The sequence below is a fragment of the Methanosaeta sp. UBA458 genome, assembly GCF_002496085.1.
GTDB lineage: Archaea > Halobacteriota > Methanosarcinia > Methanotrichales > Methanotrichaceae > Methanothrix > Methanothrix soehngenii.
In genome coordinates, this window is the sequence record NZ_DAIK01000173.1 from 1 (window position 1) to 16,866 (window position 16,866).

The 16,866-nt window shown below is 54.4% G+C and carries 22 protein-coding genes; 7 read left to right on the forward strand and 15 right to left on the reverse strand.

Annotated features, from left to right (window positions below):
- Both BP822_RS12700 and BP822_RS12705 read right to left on the reverse strand, forming a co-directional pair.
- The coding region (locus tag BP822_RS12700; RefSeq protein ID WP_286878408.1) for an MFS transporter at positions 1-566 on the reverse strand (566 nt) is incomplete at its 3' end.
- 59 nt (positions 567-625) lie between these two features.
- Positions 626-1,075 carry an Hsp20/alpha crystallin family protein gene (locus BP822_RS12705; protein WP_286878409.1) on the reverse strand — a complete coding sequence of 150 codons (450 nt, stop codon included), beginning with the start codon at positions 1,073-1,075 and terminating at the stop codon, positions 626-628.
- Positions 1,076-1,166: 91 nt separating this feature from the next.
- On the opposite strand from BP822_RS12705, the gene BP822_RS12710 reads away from it, so the two are divergent.
- The 4 genes from BP822_RS12710 to BP822_RS12725 all read left to right on the forward strand — a co-directional run bounded on the left by BP822_RS12710 (position 1,167) and on the right by BP822_RS12725 (position 5,227).
- On the forward strand, positions 1,167-1,751 hold the full coding sequence (locus BP822_RS12710) for a GbsR/MarR family transcriptional regulator (protein WP_286878410.1): 585 nt from the start codon (positions 1,167-1,169) through the stop codon (positions 1,749-1,751).
- A gap of 311 nt (positions 1,752-2,062) precedes the next feature.
- On the forward strand, positions 2,063-3,208 hold the full coding sequence (locus BP822_RS12715; protein WP_286878411.1) for a DUF2202 domain-containing protein: 1,146 nt from the start codon (positions 2,063-2,065) through the stop codon (positions 3,206-3,208).
- A gap of 170 nt (positions 3,209-3,378) precedes the next feature.
- Positions 3,379-4,239: an MBL fold metallo-hydrolase gene (locus tag BP822_RS12720; RefSeq protein WP_013718576.1), complete on the forward strand. Its 861-nt coding sequence runs from the start codon at positions 3,379-3,381 to the stop codon at positions 4,237-4,239.
- Between the two features lie 19 nt (positions 4,240-4,258).
- On the forward strand, positions 4,259-5,227 hold the full coding sequence (locus BP822_RS12725; protein ID WP_273271183.1) for a radical SAM protein: 969 nt from the start codon (positions 4,259-4,261) through the stop codon (positions 5,225-5,227).
- A gap of 169 nt (positions 5,228-5,396) precedes the next feature.
- Here BP822_RS12725 and BP822_RS12730 read toward each other — a convergent pair whose 3' ends face one another.
- The 8 genes from BP822_RS12730 to zupT all read right to left on the reverse strand — a co-directional run bounded on the left by BP822_RS12730 (position 5,397) and on the right by zupT (position 11,447).
- A complete protein-coding gene (locus tag BP822_RS12730) occupies positions 5,397-5,996 on the reverse strand; it encodes a hypothetical protein (RefSeq protein ID WP_276620285.1) in 600 nt (199 codons plus the stop codon).
- A 55-nt stretch (positions 5,997-6,051) separates the two neighbouring features.
- On the reverse strand, positions 6,052-6,906 hold the full coding sequence (locus BP822_RS12735) for an ATP-binding protein (RefSeq protein ID WP_013718573.1): 855 nt from the start codon (positions 6,904-6,906) through the stop codon (positions 6,052-6,054).
- The gene (locus tag BP822_RS12740) at positions 6,888-7,751 is read right to left on the reverse strand and encodes a P-loop NTPase (RefSeq protein ID WP_013718572.1); all 864 of its coding nucleotides are present in this window, start codon (positions 7,749-7,751) and stop codon (positions 6,888-6,890) included. The genes BP822_RS12735 and BP822_RS12740 overlap by 19 nt, the downstream gene beginning before the upstream one ends.
- A gap of 22 nt (positions 7,752-7,773) precedes the next feature.
- Positions 7,774-8,133, reverse strand: coding sequence for a NifB/NifX family molybdenum-iron cluster-binding protein (locus tag BP822_RS12745; RefSeq protein WP_013718571.1), 360 nt, complete (start codon positions 8,131-8,133; stop codon positions 7,774-7,776).
- The gene (locus BP822_RS12750; protein ID WP_286878412.1) at positions 8,133-8,612 is read right to left on the reverse strand and encodes a NifB/NifX family molybdenum-iron cluster-binding protein; all 480 of its coding nucleotides are present in this window, start codon (positions 8,610-8,612) and stop codon (positions 8,133-8,135) included. Before BP822_RS12750 ends, BP822_RS12745 begins: the two co-directional genes overlap by 1 nt.
- Before the next feature lie 118 nt (positions 8,613-8,730).
- A complete protein-coding gene (locus BP822_RS12755; RefSeq protein WP_048131758.1) occupies positions 8,731-9,969 on the reverse strand; it encodes a cation diffusion facilitator family transporter in 1,239 nt (412 codons plus the stop codon).
- Between the two features lie 18 nt (positions 9,970-9,987).
- A complete protein-coding gene (locus BP822_RS12760; RefSeq protein ID WP_048131756.1) occupies positions 9,988-10,644 on the reverse strand; it encodes a DUF2202 domain-containing protein in 657 nt (218 codons plus the stop codon).
- Between the two features lie 44 nt (positions 10,645-10,688).
- Positions 10,689-11,447 carry a zinc transporter ZupT gene (gene zupT / locus BP822_RS12765; RefSeq protein ID WP_013718567.1) on the reverse strand — a complete coding sequence of 253 codons (759 nt, stop codon included), beginning with the start codon at positions 11,445-11,447 and terminating at the stop codon, positions 10,689-10,691.
- Between the two features lie 68 nt (positions 11,448-11,515).
- Here zupT and BP822_RS12770 point away from each other — a divergent pair, with 68 nt between their 5' ends.
- Positions 11,516-11,776: a hypothetical protein gene (locus tag BP822_RS12770; RefSeq protein WP_162144971.1), complete on the forward strand. Its 261-nt coding sequence runs from the start codon at positions 11,516-11,518 to the stop codon at positions 11,774-11,776.
- A 4-nt stretch (positions 11,777-11,780) separates the two neighbouring features.
- On the opposite strand, the gene BP822_RS12775 is transcribed toward BP822_RS12770, so the two are convergent.
- Positions 11,781-12,632, reverse strand: coding sequence for a class I SAM-dependent methyltransferase (locus BP822_RS12775; RefSeq protein ID WP_286858231.1), 852 nt, complete (start codon positions 12,630-12,632; stop codon positions 11,781-11,783).
- A 53-nt stretch (positions 12,633-12,685) separates the two neighbouring features.
- On the opposite strand from BP822_RS12775, the gene BP822_RS12780 reads away from it, so the two are divergent.
- The gene (locus BP822_RS12780; RefSeq protein WP_013718565.1) at positions 12,686-13,336 is read left to right on the forward strand and encodes a class I SAM-dependent methyltransferase; all 651 of its coding nucleotides are present in this window, start codon (positions 12,686-12,688) and stop codon (positions 13,334-13,336) included.
- A 44-nt stretch (positions 13,337-13,380) separates the two neighbouring features.
- On the opposite strand, the gene BP822_RS12785 is transcribed toward BP822_RS12780, so the two are convergent.
- Genes BP822_RS12785 through BP822_RS12800 form a run of 4 tightly spaced genes read right to left on the reverse strand, consistent with a single transcriptional unit; the run spans position 13,381 to position 16,372 of the window.
- Positions 13,381-13,713 (reverse strand): CGGC domain-containing protein, encoded by a 333-nt coding sequence (locus BP822_RS12785; RefSeq protein ID WP_013718564.1) that lies wholly within the window; start codon positions 13,711-13,713, stop codon positions 13,381-13,383.
- 42 nt (positions 13,714-13,755) lie between these two features.
- A complete protein-coding gene (locus BP822_RS12790; protein ID WP_273279026.1) occupies positions 13,756-14,487 on the reverse strand; it encodes an ABC transporter permease in 732 nt (243 codons plus the stop codon).
- Between the two features lie 5 nt (positions 14,488-14,492).
- Positions 14,493-15,479 carry an ABC transporter ATP-binding protein gene (locus tag BP822_RS12795; RefSeq protein ID WP_013718562.1) on the reverse strand — a complete coding sequence of 329 codons (987 nt, stop codon included), beginning with the start codon at positions 15,477-15,479 and terminating at the stop codon, positions 14,493-14,495.
- Between the two features lie 32 nt (positions 15,480-15,511).
- Positions 15,512-16,372, reverse strand: coding sequence for a 4Fe-4S binding protein (locus tag BP822_RS12800; protein WP_286858233.1), 861 nt, complete (start codon positions 16,370-16,372; stop codon positions 15,512-15,514).
- Between the two features lie 283 nt (positions 16,373-16,655).
- On the opposite strand from BP822_RS12800, the gene BP822_RS12805 reads away from it, so the two are divergent.
- Positions 16,656-16,866 (forward strand): hypothetical protein (locus tag BP822_RS12805; RefSeq protein ID WP_286878413.1); only part of this gene is annotated, 211 nt, incomplete at its 3' end.

A 16,866-nucleotide genomic window follows, 5' to 3' on the forward strand; every position in this document is an offset into this window, starting at 1 on the left:
GCCGCCACTGAGAGGATCCCCGCCAGCATCAGAATGGAAGGGTAGCCAAAGCCGCCCTGCCAGAGGAGATAGGCCAGCATCGAGCCGACGACTGCACCCGCGGAGTCCATGGCCCGGTGCATGCCAAAACCCCGTCCTCTGTGGCCCTGATCAGTGGACTCGGATATCATGGCGTCTCTGGGAGCGGACCTCACTCCTTTGCCGCTTCTCTCCAGGGTCTTGAGGAGGAAGACATGCTGCCAGGCAGAGGCAAAAGGCAGGAAGAGCTTGCCCATTGCCGATATGGCATATCCGGCCACCACCAGCGGCTTTCTCCTGCCCAGGCGATCAGACCAACATCCCGAGAGGACCTTGAGGATGCTGGGCAGGCCGTCGCTCACCCCGCCGATGAGGCCCACCGCCATGCTGCCTCCACCAAGTTGAGCGATGAAAAGAGGGAGGATGGGCTGGATGATCTCGCTGCTGATGTCGTTGAGAAAGCTGACAACGCCCAGCAAGAGGACGTTCATCCTCGTCTTTGCATCCGTCCGCTGATCGGGCTTTGGGCCTGTGGCAGGAGTTGCCATTTAGTTCTTCTTTGGGCTTGACTTTTTTGCTTTTTTAGCGAAAAAAATGAGTCTCGATATCATTCCACCTGAATCCTCTGGGAGTCTACCACCATTAGCTTGGGAAGATGGACCTCCAGGATGCCATTATTGAAGCTGGCTTTAACCTGCTCCGGCTTGACCTCAAGAGGCAGCTTGATCTCACGTTCTACATTTCGGTTCTCGATCTCCTGACGCAGGTATTTTCCCTCACGGGCCGCTGATTTGGCGCTTATGGTGAGGGTGTCCTCCGTCACTCGGAGATCGATCATATCCTTGCTCCTCCCTGGCAGGGATATGAGAGCGACCAGCTCGTCCTTTCCGTCCATGAGATCTATAGCAGGCTGATCCTGGCTCTTCTCCATAGAGATATCGCTTGGCAGGTCACCCAGGATCTTCTTCGCCGCCTGAATTGATATGCGAGCGACCTCAACCGCTGCATTGCCTATCATCTGCTCCAGATCGCTGCTTCCAGATGGATATGATTTCATGTGCAAAAATAGGTCTTTGTATCATAAAATCCTTTGCTTCCTTGCCGCGGGGAGAGCAAATTACTTAAACGCCTCTTTCGAGTGGAATGCTGTGAAGGACGGGGAAGCACTGAAACTGAAAAAGCCAGTAATAGAGGCGTGCATCAAATCAGCTCGGAAATATGGAAAGAGCGATGCAATAGGACTTCTGCGAGGCACCCTCTTCCTAGAGAGTGAACCCATGTCCCTGGATATGCTAGCAGAGAGGACCGGCTACAGCAAAACCACCGTCCGTTCCAGCATGAACCTGCTGGAGAGCCTGGGGATAGCTCGCCGAGTGGTCGACCCCCAGGATGTGCATCATAACATCAAGCAGCATCGCTACGCCCTGGTGAACGATGCCGAGGCAAAAAGGCAGGTCATTCTCTCAGCAGCCAAAGAGGAGGTTGATCTGATTCTGCAAGCCCTTCTTCAGGTGAGAGATAACCTGGAAAGAGAAGAGGATGAAGGTTGTAATAGAGCAAGGGATAAAGGGTACAAGCGAGAGAAGGATGAAGGGTACAGGAGAGACGATAAGCTGAAAGCTCTTTTAGCGGAATCCCTGCAGTTTTATGAGGAGATGAAAAGGACGCTGGATCTGATAAGCCGGTTCACCTCAAAGGAACTGATAGAGATCCTGGAAGAACATGAGAGATAAAAGAGCAATCTCTCTGTCGCTCTCTAGCCGGCCAGCTATCGTCGATTAAGATCTCATCTCAAAGCCCGACCTTTAGGATTTATGCTCTGGTCGTTCTTCTTGGCCAGGCAAGAATCCAAGCCGCCAGCAGCCACAAGAGAAGGAATGCAATGACGAGCCTTATCATGATCAATCACAATCATTAATAGTTATGTTTTGGTATATCTATGTTTTCCTCAGTCGAAGCTAGATGAGGGATTGGAGAAAATAAGCTGCAAATGGCATAGCCTGATATATGTTGCAGCCCAAATATCTTGAAATGGTGTTTGGATATGAGAGCGATCAATGCTGTTTTGCTCCTGGCTCTGCTGCTGACCTTTTCTGGCTGCGTTGAGCGGCCAGAGGCCCCGGCGGTCTCAAAGCAGCAGGCTACAGAGGAATGGAAGGCCGATGGGATAGTTAGCGAGGGGGAATACACCCGCAGCATGCTCCTTCAGGCCCCGACCAGGCAGGGCTATAGCGGCGGAGACATGCAGATCTCCTGGAGAAATGACGAAGAAGATCTCTATCTAGCCCTGAATGGCAGCACCCTTGGCTGGCTGGCGCTGGGCTTTGAGCCTCTGGAGTGGATGAAGGACTCCGATATAATCCTGGCCTCGGTGGACAAAGGCACTGCTGTAGTATTAGATGAGTACTGCACAGGCAACTACGGCCCCCATATCGAGGATACCATGTTGGGTGGCACAGACGACATCCAGGAGTTTTCTGGAAGCGAATCAGCTGGCAGGACCACCATAGAGCTGAAGAGATCGCTCCAGTCCTCTGACCGTTTTGACAAGTCCTTCTCCCCTGGACAGGCGGTCTCCATCATCTGGGCGCTGTCCGACAATCCTGACATCAGCCAGAAGCACGATGTGGCCTACGGCGAGGGCATCCTCTCCTTGACCCGAGCGGGGGGTGTGGCGTCCGCTTCCCTCCCAGGATCGCTGACCCCGATAGAGAAGGATGGTCTCATCTTCATCTGGGAGGAGGAGAAGGCAGCCCGAGACATCTACTCATCGCTATATGAAAAGAACAATCTCACCATCTTCCTGGATCTGACCAGATCAGAGGAGAGCCACATGGACCAGGCAAAGGCAGTGATCGATAAGTACGGCCTTGTCCTTCCGGCGGATGTGCCAGGAGTGTTCGAAAACCAGACACTGCAGGATATCCACGACCGCCTCCTGGCAGAGGGATTGGAGTCCGATGAACAGGCCCTGAAGGTGGCGGCTGAATTCGAGGAGATAAGCATCATGGACCTGGAGGCTGAGCTGGCGGCGGCGGAGAACGAGGATGTCAGGACCATGTATCAGGGACTCCTGGCCGGCTCAAGAAAGCACCTTCGCTCTTATGTCGCCGACCTAAAAGAGCAGGGAATAGAATACGAGCCGCGCCATCTTCTGAGGAGCGAGTTTGAAGAGACCGTACGAGTATAAATGGGATGGAGAGGAGTCTTGAAAAAAGCTCCTCTGACAGAGAGATGGCAGAAACCAAAAGATCTCTCTGTGAAAGCCACGATCACTGCCATACTGGAAAGACTGGAAATGCAGATAAAAAGCGGCCCTGACGCGTCATCCTTAAGCACCCAGCGGCCGTATAGTAACCCATGCTCCAGGACCTTTGTCTGACCATTGTGGTTGAAAACTCCTCTTCCCTTGAAAACGACCATCTGCAGGCCCAGCACGGCCTATCCATTCTGCTGGATCTGGATATGAATCTGGGATCAGAGAACATGAAGCTTCTCTGGGACACCGGGGCCACGCCGGAGGTGATGCTCCATAATCTCGATGCTCTGCATATAGATCCAGAAGAGATCGATCTGATCTGCCTCAGCCACGGCCACTACGATCACACTGGGGGACTGATGGGCGTGCTGCAGAGGAGGAGGGCACCGGTTCCGATCGTTGCCCATCCTGATATCTTCGCCCCCAAGCTGAAGGTCCGGCCCTTTTTAAAGTACATAGGCGCCCCCTTCACCCGGGACCAGCTGGAGGCTGCTGGAGGGATAATGCTTCCCTGCCGGGGCCCGGTAACGCTGGCTCCAGGGGTCATGACCACCGGAGAGGTGCCCCGGATGGAGGCCTTGGAGACGGTTGAGGGATTCTGGACCATGAAAAATGACCAGTATACTCCCGACGCCATGCCTGATGATCAATCACTGGCCATACATCTGCCTGGAAAGGGGCTGGTTGTGATCAGCGGCTGCGCCCACAGCGGCATCATCAACACCATAAGATATGCCCAGAGGATAACGGGAGAGGAAAGGCTGTATGCGGTGATAGGCGGATTCCACCTCATGGGTGCAGACAATAAGCGCATAGATGCCACCGCCCGCGCCCTGCTCGACCTGGACCCGGCAGTTGTCCGGCCGGGTCACTGCACCGGTCAGAAGGCCCTCTCCCGGCTACAGGATATACTGGGGGAAAGCTGCCAGCCTCTGGCGGTGGGAGATTCAATCGAGTTTTAAGGATAATGGAGATGGGGGGATGGAGAGATTGATAGCTTTTGGGCCTGTGCCTTCCCGCAGGCTGGGACGATCCCTGGGGATCAACAACATTCCTGCCAAGATCTGCAGCTATTCCTGCGCCTACTGCCAGGTGGGCAGGACTCTGCAGATGTCGGCAGAGCGCCGCTCCTACTATCTACCCCAGCAGATCTTCGACCAGGTGGCCCAGAAGGTGGCAGAGGCAAGAGATCTAGGCCTGACTATAGATTACTTATCTTTTGTTCCTGACGGCGAGCCCACGTTGGACAGCAACCTGGGCGAAGAGATCGATATGCTCAAAACACTCGGCATAAAAATAGCGGTGATCAGCAATGCCTCCCTGATCTGGGATGAAAAGGTTCGAGAGGATCTATTCAAAGCGGACTGGGTGTCGGTCAAGGTGGATTCTCTGGAGGATAAAGCCTGGCGGCGAATAGACCGGCCCCACCGCAGTCTCAGGCTCGATACGATCCTTCAGGGAATCAAAGATTTCGCCCGGGAATATAGTGGCATCCTGGCCACGGAGAGCATGCTCTTAGCCGGCATAAACGATTGTAAGGCCAGCCTCCTGGCCCTAGCTGAGTTCCTGGAGGGGATCGATCCTGAAGTATCCTATATCTCCGTTCCCATCCGTCCTCCAACAGAATCATGGGTACAGATGCCCTCCCCGGAGAACCTGTGCCTGGCTTATCAGATATTCAGCCAGAGGCTGAAGAGGGTCGAGCTCCTGGTCGGATATGAGGGAGACAGCTTCGACTTCACCGGCGAAGCTAAAGAGGATATCCTGGCGATCGCCTCCGTTCACCCCATGAGAGAAGCTGCCTTGAGAAGATTTTTAGAAAAATCTGGAAATAGCTGGGATATAATAGAAGAGCTGCTGGAAAAAAAAGAGCTCCTCCGAATTGAATACCAGGGCAATAGCTTCTACTTAAGGCGCCCTGAGAGACAGGATAAGATAGGAGCCGAATAAGAGTGTTGCGGGATATTTTGCGAAGCCCATCCTGCCCCAAAATCCGCTGTGAGATCCCGATCAAGGAATCTCGATAAGCGATCCTGACCGGTGATCTTGGGAGCGGAATTCTGTTCAGTCTTATCCCATCTGGGCAAATTTCTTGCCCATAATTTTTGGCCTATTCGATCTATGCCTGGCGGCTTCCCTGTATGGTTCCCGACCAGGCCCCTCCCTGAGCATCATAAGCATTGAAGCTGCCGGAGAGATTATCTTTGCTCATGGTTAGAGTGCACCGGTAGAGCATCATGTTCTGCATATCGACCATATCCAGATAGAGCACATCCTTCGCCGTCCATCCGCTGGCAGACAGGTCTTTTGTCGTTCCGAACGAGGTGAGCATGCCCCGGCCAAAGACTGCATCCTTGTTCTGCACGAGCGTAAGATCAACCGTGCCCGGCAAGCTGCCATATAGATTCAGCCTCCAGTTGCCCCGCAGATCCTGAGTGATCTGAACGAAGGGACTCAAATACTCCCGGCCGCTGATCTTATCCAGGTACTCCGCCGAATGCTGTGGATCGATCGGACGCATCAACGGGTCAATGCTCAGTGGATCGGCATTTGGATCGATATAGGTCTTAATATTGTCCTGGCCAGAGATTGCTCTCGACTCGCCTGGCATGAGGAAGATATCGCTTCCCAGTGGATCATAAGCCTGGGCCAGCATGAAGAGGCTGGCCATCAGACAGATCATCAAGGCCCCACGGGCCAGAGGATATTTTGCTTTCATCTTGATCAAAACCCCCAATTCATCTTCGTCGTCTTATTAATAAAAAATTCGCCTTCTAAAGCTGCCCCTCCAGGCCCTTGTACATATCTTCTATAGCCTCAGCCACCGGTCCTCCGATCTCCACCACCGCCTGCGCCTTGACCATTGCCTCGATGACCGAGGTATGATAGGGCAGCCTTCCCGCGATCTTCACCCCTCTCTTACCGCACAGCTCCTCGATCTTTCTTGCCGCCTCAGGGTTGAGGTCATACTTGTTGATGCAGACGGTCGTCTTTATGCCGAAGTGGTCGGCCACATCCAAGAGCCTCACCAGATCGTGCTCTCCAGTGACTGTGGGCTCCGTCACCACCAGCGCCAGGTCGACTCCGGTCAATGATGCGATCACCGGACAGCCTATGCCCGGAGAGCCATCTATGAGGATTAGATCAAGATTCTTCTCTGCCGCCAGGTCGCGAGCCATCTCCCTGACCATGGCCACCAGCTTTCCCGATGCCTCCTCACCTGGATACAGCTCGGCATGGACCATGGGACCGAATCTGGTCTGGGAAATGTAAGCCTCCCCGGCCTGGACGTCTCTCATATCGACCGCATCCTCAGGACAGACCAGCTGGCATACCCCACAGCCCTCGCAGAGGGGAGTTTCAACCTCAAAATCAGCGATAGCACCAAACCTGCAGGAATCCTGGCAGATCCCGCATTGAATGCACTTTTCTTTATCTATGAATGCCCTCTTGATGCCATAGAACTCCCGCCTTTCCAGGATCTCGGGCTGGAGGATGAGGTGCAGGTCGGGTGCGTCCACATCGCAATCGGCAAAGACTGCTTTTCCTCGGGCGAGAGCTGCCAGTGAGGCGATGATCGAGGTCTTGCCGGTTCCCCCTTTTCCGCTCACTATAGCGACCTGCAACATGCTATCATCTCCTCAATCCTATTTGCCAATTCAACAAACCTCTCCTTCCACTCTGGCATACGCAGGACGAATATCTCTCCCTGGGAGTAGATCTCAGCTATCTTTCGGTCCAGGGGAATCTCCATTAAAAGGGGTATCTTCTTCTCCTCCAGGTAGTGATAGAGCTTCCGGTCACCCACGCCGCTCTTGTTGACCAGAACCGCCTGGGGGATTTTCATCTTGTCCAGCACCTTCAAGGCGATGTCCAGGTCGTACAGGCCAAAGGGAGTGGGCTCGGTGACCAGCAGGCAGAAGTCGCTCCCTCGCACCGACTCCACCATAGAACAAGAGGTGCCGGGCGGGCAATCGACGATCACCGTATCGCCCTGGGCCCTCTGTTTTACTGCTTTGATGAGAGGAGTGGTCCTGGCCTCGCCAAGGGCCAGCTCTCCCCAGACGATATCCATGCCACCGGAACGGGCGTGAAATATCTCCCCTATCGATCGAGAGCCTTCGCTTATGGCCTTCTCCGGGCAGATGATGCTACAGGCCCCACAACCGTGGCAGAGCTCGGGAAAGATCAGCACCGTCCCAGGGAGCACGGCCAGAGCATGATAAGCGCAGACTTCACTGCATTTGCCGCAATGGGTGCACAACTCCTCATCTATCACCGGCACAGCAACCTGGCAGCTCTCTTTCTCCAGAAGGGTTCTGTCCGGAAAGAAAAGGTGAGAATTGGGCTCTTCAACATCACAATCTGCGATTGCAATCCGCCCATCACCCAGGGAATAAAGAGAGGCAGCAAGCGAGGTGGAGACCAGAGTCTTGCCAGTGCCGCCCTTGCCGCTAGCTATGGATAGCTTCAACTCATCCCCTCTAATTCAAAGACTAATGCTTATGATCCTGACAGGCGTTATCAGGGCTGGCTCGGCTCAGCACATCCTCTCTCCAGTCATCGATGGCATCCTTGACTGTGCCTGTAGCACCTACGAACACGTCTATGCCCGCCTCGCTGAAGGCCATGACCGCCTTAGGACCCAGGCCGCCTACAATCAGCACCTGCACGCCCTCGGCAAATATGGTCTCTGTGGGCAGGCCCGTCCCACCCATGTGCTCCGATACATTGGGCAGTACGCAGATCTCATTGTCATTCAGGTCCACCACGGTGAAGGTGGGAGCCCGTCCGAAGTGCTGGCAGATGGCCTCATCCAGGCCGGAATTGCCCATGGTGGGGACGCAGATCTTCATTAAAACTGCCCTCCTCTGCCAGCTCCCCGGCCACCGCCTCGTCCCATGCCCTGGCCGCCGCCCCTTCCAGCGCCGCCACCTCGCCCCATGCCCTGACCGCCCTGACCACCCGGGCCCATGCCGGCGTGAGCGGGTACGGATGCACCAGCGATCTTTTGAAGCTCGCCACGCTTGAACTTCTCCACCACGTCTCTGACGCTACCTGCTCCCTGATACTGATAAACATCGATATTGGCTGCGGAGAGGGTCTGCATGGCATTGGGGCCGACGTTTCCGGTGATAAGAGCTGCTGCTCCCTGCCTGGCTATCTCCTGGGCAGCCTGTATGCCAGCGCCGCTGGTTGCATTGACATTAGAGTTAGCAATGGATATATCGCTCATGCTGTCTGTATCTACTATCACAAAAAAGGGACAACGCCCAAACCTGGGATCCATGGGAGCATCAAGGCCCGATGCTCCTGCAGTAACACTTACCTTCATTAAACCTCACTGATTCTGATTTTTCGAACACATCATGCTCTTGTTCTGGCCGTTCTGCTCCTGCCGACAAATGTCGATGAGATGGAAAGAGCAATTACGCTTATATGCGATATTGTATTTAAAGATTTGTACGATTCCTTTCCGCCTCCAATAGATCTGCCATCAGCTCCTCCAGGGTTTCGGCATCCGTCTGCACCGTCTCTACACCCGCTTCCGCAAAGGCATAGCCAGGCCCTTTGCCCTCCAGGCCCTCTATAGAGAAGACGACATCTGGCTTGAAGCCTAGAAGGAACTGGGCCACCTTCAGGCCCTTGCCCTTGCTCAGATCCTTATGGGGATTGGCTATGATCTCCTGCCGGACAAGTTTCATCTCCTCAAAATCCATCTCTACTAGGGCGAAATAACTGGATTCACCAAAATGCCTGCTCAGCCTTCCCCCCATATCTGCCAGAGGAGCCGCGTATCTGCGCCGGCTCTCTACAATGGGCTCATAATGAATCTGCACCCGATCCACCTGCGGTAGCTCTCTTTTAATCCTTGACTCGATCCTCTCGCTGGCCAGGTGGGCCCTCTTCAGATCGACCAGCCTTAGGATTAGATCGGCCTGGACAAAGAGATAACGTCCGGAGTTCCTGGCCACCAGCTCTTTGATGGATACAACCTCAGGAGCCTCCAGAATCAGGGCCCGGATCCTCTTCAGAGTCTGTGCGTCCACTGAGGCATCCAGCAGGACCCGCATGCCGTCGACCAGAATTCCCCAACCCTCCTTGACGATCACCAATGCGATTATCACCGCCGCAATCCTGTCCAAAGGAAGAGAGATGCTCTGAGCGATCAGAGCGAGGAAGACCAGGGAGGAGGTGAGGACATCGGCCTTATGCTGCACCCCATCGGCAATCAGGCTGGGCGATCCGGTCCTCTCTCCAACTTTGATCTGGAAGCTGCCGAATAGATAGGGAAGAGGAATTATCGCTGCCACGGCATAGAGCACCCATCCCTGATAATTGATGGGCAGAGCTTCCCCTCGCACCGCCTCCAGGACGATCTCATAAGCGGTAAGAAACAGCAAGAAGGATATGGCGATGGATGCCAGGTTCTCCACCTTATAAAGCCCCAGAGGAAAACTTTCGCTCTTCCTCTCGGAGATCTTCACCCCCAGGATCAGGGCCAGCGAGGCCATAACATCCACCGTGGAGTGAATGGCATCCGCTCGCAAGGCCAGGCTCCCGGATAGGGCGGAGAGAGTGAGCTTGGCCGCCACCAGGGCCAGGTTGAAGAGCAGAGAGTAGAGGGCTACTCTCAGCACGGAAGGGGCCTGGACGGGATCTATTTCGCGGCTAGCTTGCCCAGATGCCATAGATCCTTTGCAGTAGCTTCAGGCTTCCATTATGCTGCGGTACTCCTCCTCCGATAGGTACTGAGGAGTGTACTCGACCCTCTGCCTTTCCAGGTTATTGACAAATGCCCGGAGATGGTTCTCCGATCCGCGCAATAAATTGGCATACACGAGAAGTATGTCCTCTTTATCCGTTTGCGCCATATATTCCTCCAAATCGAGGATATCTATCTCCTCTATGGCCGCTCCCGCCATGAGGGCGTCACTGACCGAAGTGCTTCCCTTGGCCAATAGATCATTGTAGAGATCCTGCAGGGTTTCATTGGCAAACTCGCCCTCTCCCATCCTGGGATCAGGCAGGGAATACCTATCAAGAAGCCTTTTTACCGCCGCCTGATGAGTTAGCTCTGCCCTTCCGATGTTCTCGAAGACGCGCATATCCCACATTTCATCCAGTGCCGAATAGACGTCGCCCGCCAGCTTCTCCTCCTCAATCATAAATAGAAGGCCATCGACCTCTGCCTGGGTAAGCTCTCCGGATGGCTCTCCAGCCAGGGCCAGCACCAAAGCACTCTCATTTATCTCACCGTTCGATATCTCATCATCAGGAATCAAAAGATTCTGATCGGACGCATTTGCCCAATTCGAGGCTGCCAGGAGCAGCAGAAATAGGCTGCACAGGAATATCCGTTTCATTTCCATTCTCCATCCTTTCGTATTCATTATAATTCCAATAGGATTTATAGTGATTCCATCAAGACCAATCCCGCCATCATCACCAAAAACCCGGCGATAAGGCCTATGTTTGTGGTATGCTCGCCACCATATCGGTTGGCTATGGGAATGAGCTCGTCAAAGCTGAGGAATACCATGATTCCCGCGACCATTGAGGTGGCGGCAGCCAGTAGCCAGTCGTTTAGGAATGGATAGAGGATCAGGATGGCCAGAACCGCTCCCAGGGGCTCAGTCATTCCCGCAGCAAAGGAGATCAGACAGGATTTCCTCCGGTCGGATGTGGCGCAGTAAAGGGGAATGCTGCAGGCCAGGCCCTCAGGGATGTTATGGATGGCTATGGCAATGGCCACAGGCACGCCCAGCCGCAGGTCGGCCAGGGAGACCAGGGCCACAGTCATTCCCTCAGGCAGGTTATGGATGGCGATGCCGATGGTGGTCATGATCCCGCTCCGGTAGAGCCTGTCGCATTGGGAGTCCACCTGGCCATCCATGTGAATATGGGGAATGAGGTGGTCGAGCAGATAGATCAGCACCAAACCCATCAGAAAGAAGAGATTGGCATAGCCGAAGCCCAGGACGATCCTGGAGCTGCAGAAGAGGTCCACAAATCCCACGTAGACCATCACTCCGGCAGCAAAGCCCAGGCTCAGCGAGAGATAGCGCATGTCTGGCCGGGGAATGAAATAAGAGATCAGACTTCCTATTCCCGTGGCCAGGCCGGCAAAGAGGCTCAGAGCCAGGGCGATGAGGATATTACCTTCCACAGTAGATCTATGGCGAGAATATATTTCAATTTGCTGCCTGGACCGAATGGAGGTTTCCTCCAAAAGGATTGAGCTGGTCCAAGGCTGCTGTAAAGGGGGTTTGGAAAGAGGCGATATCATCTGCTGCTGCCCCATCTGGAGCGATGACCGGACCAAACATGTTGGTGGTGTTGCAGAGAAGGGGGAGACAGAAAAGGGTGACTAGCATCGCCTTTTTCATTGATCTTGAGGAATGGATTGTCGCCCGGATACCGTGGGGGTATCCGATTCCACCTATTGCTGGCCACACCATAGAATCCTCAAAGGAGACAATCGCTGTTTTCGACTAAAATCTCAATTTGCAATAATCAAACTGCCCGCCGCCACCCGCCCTGTGAATATGGTGTAGGTGATAAAACCATAGTAGTATTGGTTAGCGGCGATGAAATCAGCTGAGCAATTCGAGCATAAAACCCGAAAGTTCTCTCTTTCCTTTTCAGGCAGCTCCTCCGCCGCCCTTCCCCATAGCATCTGAAAGCACAGCTGTAGATCATCCTGGGCCTGATCGCTTAGGGGCCCCTGAATATCGGCCACGAACGTCCGGCCTCTGATATCCATTAATCCCGCCTCATTCATCCAGAGGGGGGCAGAGAGGATATGAGCTCTCGGGTCCCAGCCCTCCTGGAAGGGATAGCATGCCACAAGGGTGGCATTAAGCCTGGCCTCCAGCAAAGGGTGGCCAGGAAGGAGCTTTTGAGATGACCAGAAGAGGAGGGCAACTGTTCCCCCGGGCCTTGTCACCCGCACCAACTCCTCCAGGGCGGGTAAAGGATTCATTCCCAGGAATCCCTGCGACCTGGGGCCGGGCCACAGGCAGTCGGCGCACCAGACCCAGTCGAAGATATGATCGGGGAAGGGTATGGAGCACACATCTCCCTGCAGGAAAGCCAGCTCGCCCTTCAGCCCTGCACTCTTCGAGGATTCAATTGCCCTGACCAAGCCCTCCTTGCAGATGTCAATGCCAAATACACATCCATCTGGCTTTGCCGCCCTGGCGAGCCACAGGCTGTGATCTCCATTTCCACAAGCGACATCAAGCCCCCGGCTGCCAGGGACCAGCGGGAGAAGAGATATGGCAGAACTTACCGCCGGCTCGGTTAGGCGGTGCATGGCCGAGGCTAGGCTCAGATAGTCCAGATCCGTCATCAAAGGACTGTTGCCGCCTCAAATGTTAAAGCTATTCCATACTTCATACTATTATGGATAGCATAGAGGTCTTTGAAGAAAATGCGGCAGAGTATGATGAATGGTATGATGAGAACCCAGCCGCCTACATTTCCGAGATCCAGGCCTTGAGATCGCTCATCCCATCTTCTGGAACCGGCTTGGAGGTTGGGGCGGGAACAGGCAGATTCGCCGCTCCTCTGGGCATCAAGATCGGTGTGGAGCCCGCGCAGGCGATGGCGAAGAGGGCAAGAGCAAGGGGGATCGAGGTCATCTATGCGCTGGCAGAAGCGCTTCCTTTTCGGGATGAGTCCTTCGATTTCGTCTTGATGGTGACCACCGTATGCTTTCTTGATGATCCCCTCCTTGCCTGTCAGGAGGCGAAGAGGACTCTTGTGCCCGGCGGCAGTCTCATAATAGGGATGATCGACCGGGATAGCCCGGCGGGAAGGGATTATGATAGAAAGAAAACCACCAGCAAATTCTACAAATTCGCCCGATTTCGTTCTGCCGATGAGGTCATGAGCTGGCTGAAGGATCTCGATTTCTATGATATTCTAACCCGTCAGACCATATTTAAAAATTCAAAGACGGGTGCAGTTGACGCAGAGCCGTTTACAGAGGGGCATGGCAGAGGGGCCTTCCTGGCCCTCTCCGCCCGGAAGAGGGACAGGCCTCAGAAGTGACAGAATGAGATGGCCTAATTCTTCCATTGCTATTGTGCCCATTGCTAATGCGTCCACTCGATTATCTTCACCTCAGGACCGATCTTTTTAGCGATGCACTCCTTGATCTCCTCGAAGTGAGGGCAGGGAAAGCCGATCGGATTGCCCTTGCTGATGCAGGAGGCAATGACTATCGCCTCTGCTCCCCGATCAACCATCATCTTCGCCCTGGGAACTGCTCTCTTTCCCGGACATCCGCCGCAGGAAAGAAAGCCGACGATCTCAACCGGCCCCGTATCCGCAAAAGCCATCTTCCCCTCTGATGCTACCACAAAGTCCATCGTCCCCGGACACATATCCTCAGTCTGCTGACATCTTATGACGCCCACCTTAATCATTTCATTCACCTCATTCGCGCAATTAATAGGCTCTGCATTTTGCTACCGAAACCTCCTGTGCAGCAGGCTGATTGCTGGAAGCAGAAACAGAATCATAAAAACGAGAAGGGCTGCAAAGTCCTGCCACAAAAGAGAATCCCCATGCTCAAAGAAAGAAATCCTCAGTCCCTGCACAGTGTATGTCAGAGGCAGGAGCCTTGCCAAGAGCTGCAGCCCATCGGGCAGAGCGGAGATCGGATACACCACCCCGCAGAGGAAGACCATGAGGAATCTGGGAAGATTGAGCAACGTCTGAGCCTCAAATACCTCCTTGACAGAGACGCTGAAGAGAGCCCCCATGGAGGAGAAGACCATCAGAGATGGGACTGCTATTATGGTCAGTCCCAGGATGTCAGGATGAAGATCCATATAGAGAATAGATGCCGCTGCCACGATCGCCGTGGTAAAGAGGCCGAAGAGAAAGCCGCCCAACACCTTTCCTAATAGGACTGAGGTTATGCCTATCGGTGCTAAAAGCAGCCTCTCCAGGGTGCCCAGACGCAGCTCGAAGTTGATGACCACGGCCTCAGCGGCCGTAGTGCTGAATACGATGGTCATGGCCAACAGGCCTGGCACCAGCTCGGCAAAGTCCCCTGGGCTGCGCAGATAGAAGGCCAGGGTCCAAGCTAGTGGAAAGACCATTCCCCAGCTCAGCGCTGGCGGCTTGAGGTAATAGGTTCTCATATCCTTGATGGCGATATGATAGATTCCTCGCAACTCATCCTGCCAGGCCACCGCCCTCACCCCCTCCCCTTGCCAGGGCTCTTCTCTGCCGCCATAACCTGAGGAGAAAGGCCAGCGACTTTGATGAAGGCGTCCTCCAGGCTGGGCCGGATGGTAGATGCAGCCTCAATGCCGATGCCGATGTCTCTTGAGAACTGGAATATGGTATCGAATATCTGGGCCGGATCGCCCCCGTAAATCCGGATCCTGCGGGGGTCCAAAAAGGCGGCCTTTGCCTTCCCCAGTCTGCTTTCCAACTCTTTTGCCAGGGGCAAGATATCTCCCCGGAAGGTGAACTCGACCAGCGACTCCGTCTGCACCAGGCGCTTGAGCCCGGCAGGGGTATCGATCCTCACGATCCTGCCCCGAACCAGTATGGCTATGCGATCGCATAGGAGGTCTGCCTCCTCCAGATAGTGCGTGGTGAGAAAGATGGTCAGGCCCTTATCACTCAATCCGGAGATGAGAGCACGCAAGGACCTGGCTGCGGCCGCATCCAGGCCGGTGGTAGGCTCATCCAAGAAGAGTAGACGGGGCTGGTGTATCAGGGCGGCAGCAATGGTAAGAGCCCTCTTCATTCCCCGAGAGAAGGCAGAAAACCGATCGTTTCTTCTCTCATAAAGGCCGAAGTCTCGAAGTAGCTGCTCTGCCCTCGGCTTTTGCTCCTCATGCGGCACACCGTAGAGCTGGGCCATGAAGAGGAGATTATCAAGAGCTGACAGCTCATCGTAGAGGTTTGATACATCCGGCACCACGCCCATGTATCTCTTGGCCTGGTTGATTCCAGCTGGAAGATGGTAGCCCAGAAGGCTGGCACTGCCCTCATCGGGCTGGGCGAGGCCGACCAGCATGCGAATGGTGGTGGTCTTTCCCGAGCCGTTGGGGCCCAGAAAGCCGTAGATCTCTCCCTCAGTTACCTGGAAGCTGATATGATCTACTGCCAGCAGCTCTCCATAGCGCTTAACAAGTCCATCCACCAGTATGGCCGGCTCTTCTCTCGACATTCAGGATCAACCCTTTTGCTCTTGCCAAGCTTTTAGCTCAGGACTCTTCTCTTGAACTCCTCAAAGCCGATGGAGTTTATGAACTCCCTCATCCTCATGCCCGGCTTCGCCCCCTCCTTGTAGACCTGCAGTATTCGCTCTATGAGAGGAATGATCCTTTCTCTAGGCACCATATCGCAAAGGACCCAGCCCTCATGAGGTGGCCAGCTTCCTCTCCCGCCCACGAGCATGATGTACCCCTTCTCTGCCGAGTACTTGGCCGCCTCGGGGCAAACGGCCACACACCGACCACACCGGACGCACTTGTCGTAATCGATGATTGCCTTTTCCTCGACTATCTTCGTTGCTCCCACCTTGCAGACCTCAACGCATTTGCCGCAGCCGGTGCATTTCTCCAGGTCGATCTGGGGCAGGACTCTGCCCATCAGGCCGATCTCATTGAATTGCGGCCTGGTGCAGGGGAATGCACAGCCCCCGATGGCTACCTTCAGTGGCCCCGGTGTCTTCTCGCCGGTGAAGCGGTCGCCGATCTCCCTTGCCAGGCCGATGGTCTCTGCCACTGCTTTATAGCAGTAATCGGTGCCAAGACATGAGACCACATTGCGAAAGACCATGCCTGCCGATCCGGGATTCAAGCCCACCTCTTTAAGCTCAGCCAGGGCGGGTTCCAGATTCTCCTCCTGGATTCCCAGGATCAGAACCTCCTGGCGCACAGTGAAATGGACGCGCGAGCCGTACTTGGAAGCAACCTCGCCAATCCTCTGCACCTGCTGAGCAGTGAGCAATCCACCCGTTACCTGCAGCTTTATCTCGAACTTTCCGTCCCTTCTCTGAAAGACCGCCGGCATGTTTTTGTATATTACCGGCTTTGGAATTCCTCGCCCTTGGACCATCTTGATCTCCTCCTTTGTAAAAATGCGCTCACCTCTCACAGCGGTGGACGCTTTTATAGGTTAATAAATGCGTTAATAAATATAGCTGCTGGCCAAAACCAGAACCCTTAGAGCCTGAACCCAGGAATAGAATTAAGTATATATTCGCATCAGCTACAAACATGTTATATGGGTCGCTGGTAAGCTCATAAACAGGATGATCTGATAGATGCTCCTTCAGAGGTCTAACGAGATCGATATTGTGAAGACCGACCAGGAAGGGGCGCCCTTGAGGAGATCGACAATGGAGTGCCCAGACCGGGAGAGACAGGATCTGGTGAGACCAGCGCTGAAAAGACTGGTCCCGAAAAGACCGGTACTGGAAGGGTTTATTCTGGAAAGATCGGCCCTGGAGAGAATGGCCCTGGACAGGAGCCTGGACCACCGCATTCGTTACAGAGCAGTGAGAGCTTTGGGCCAGTTGAAGGATCCTCTATCAGAGGAAGTGCTGATCA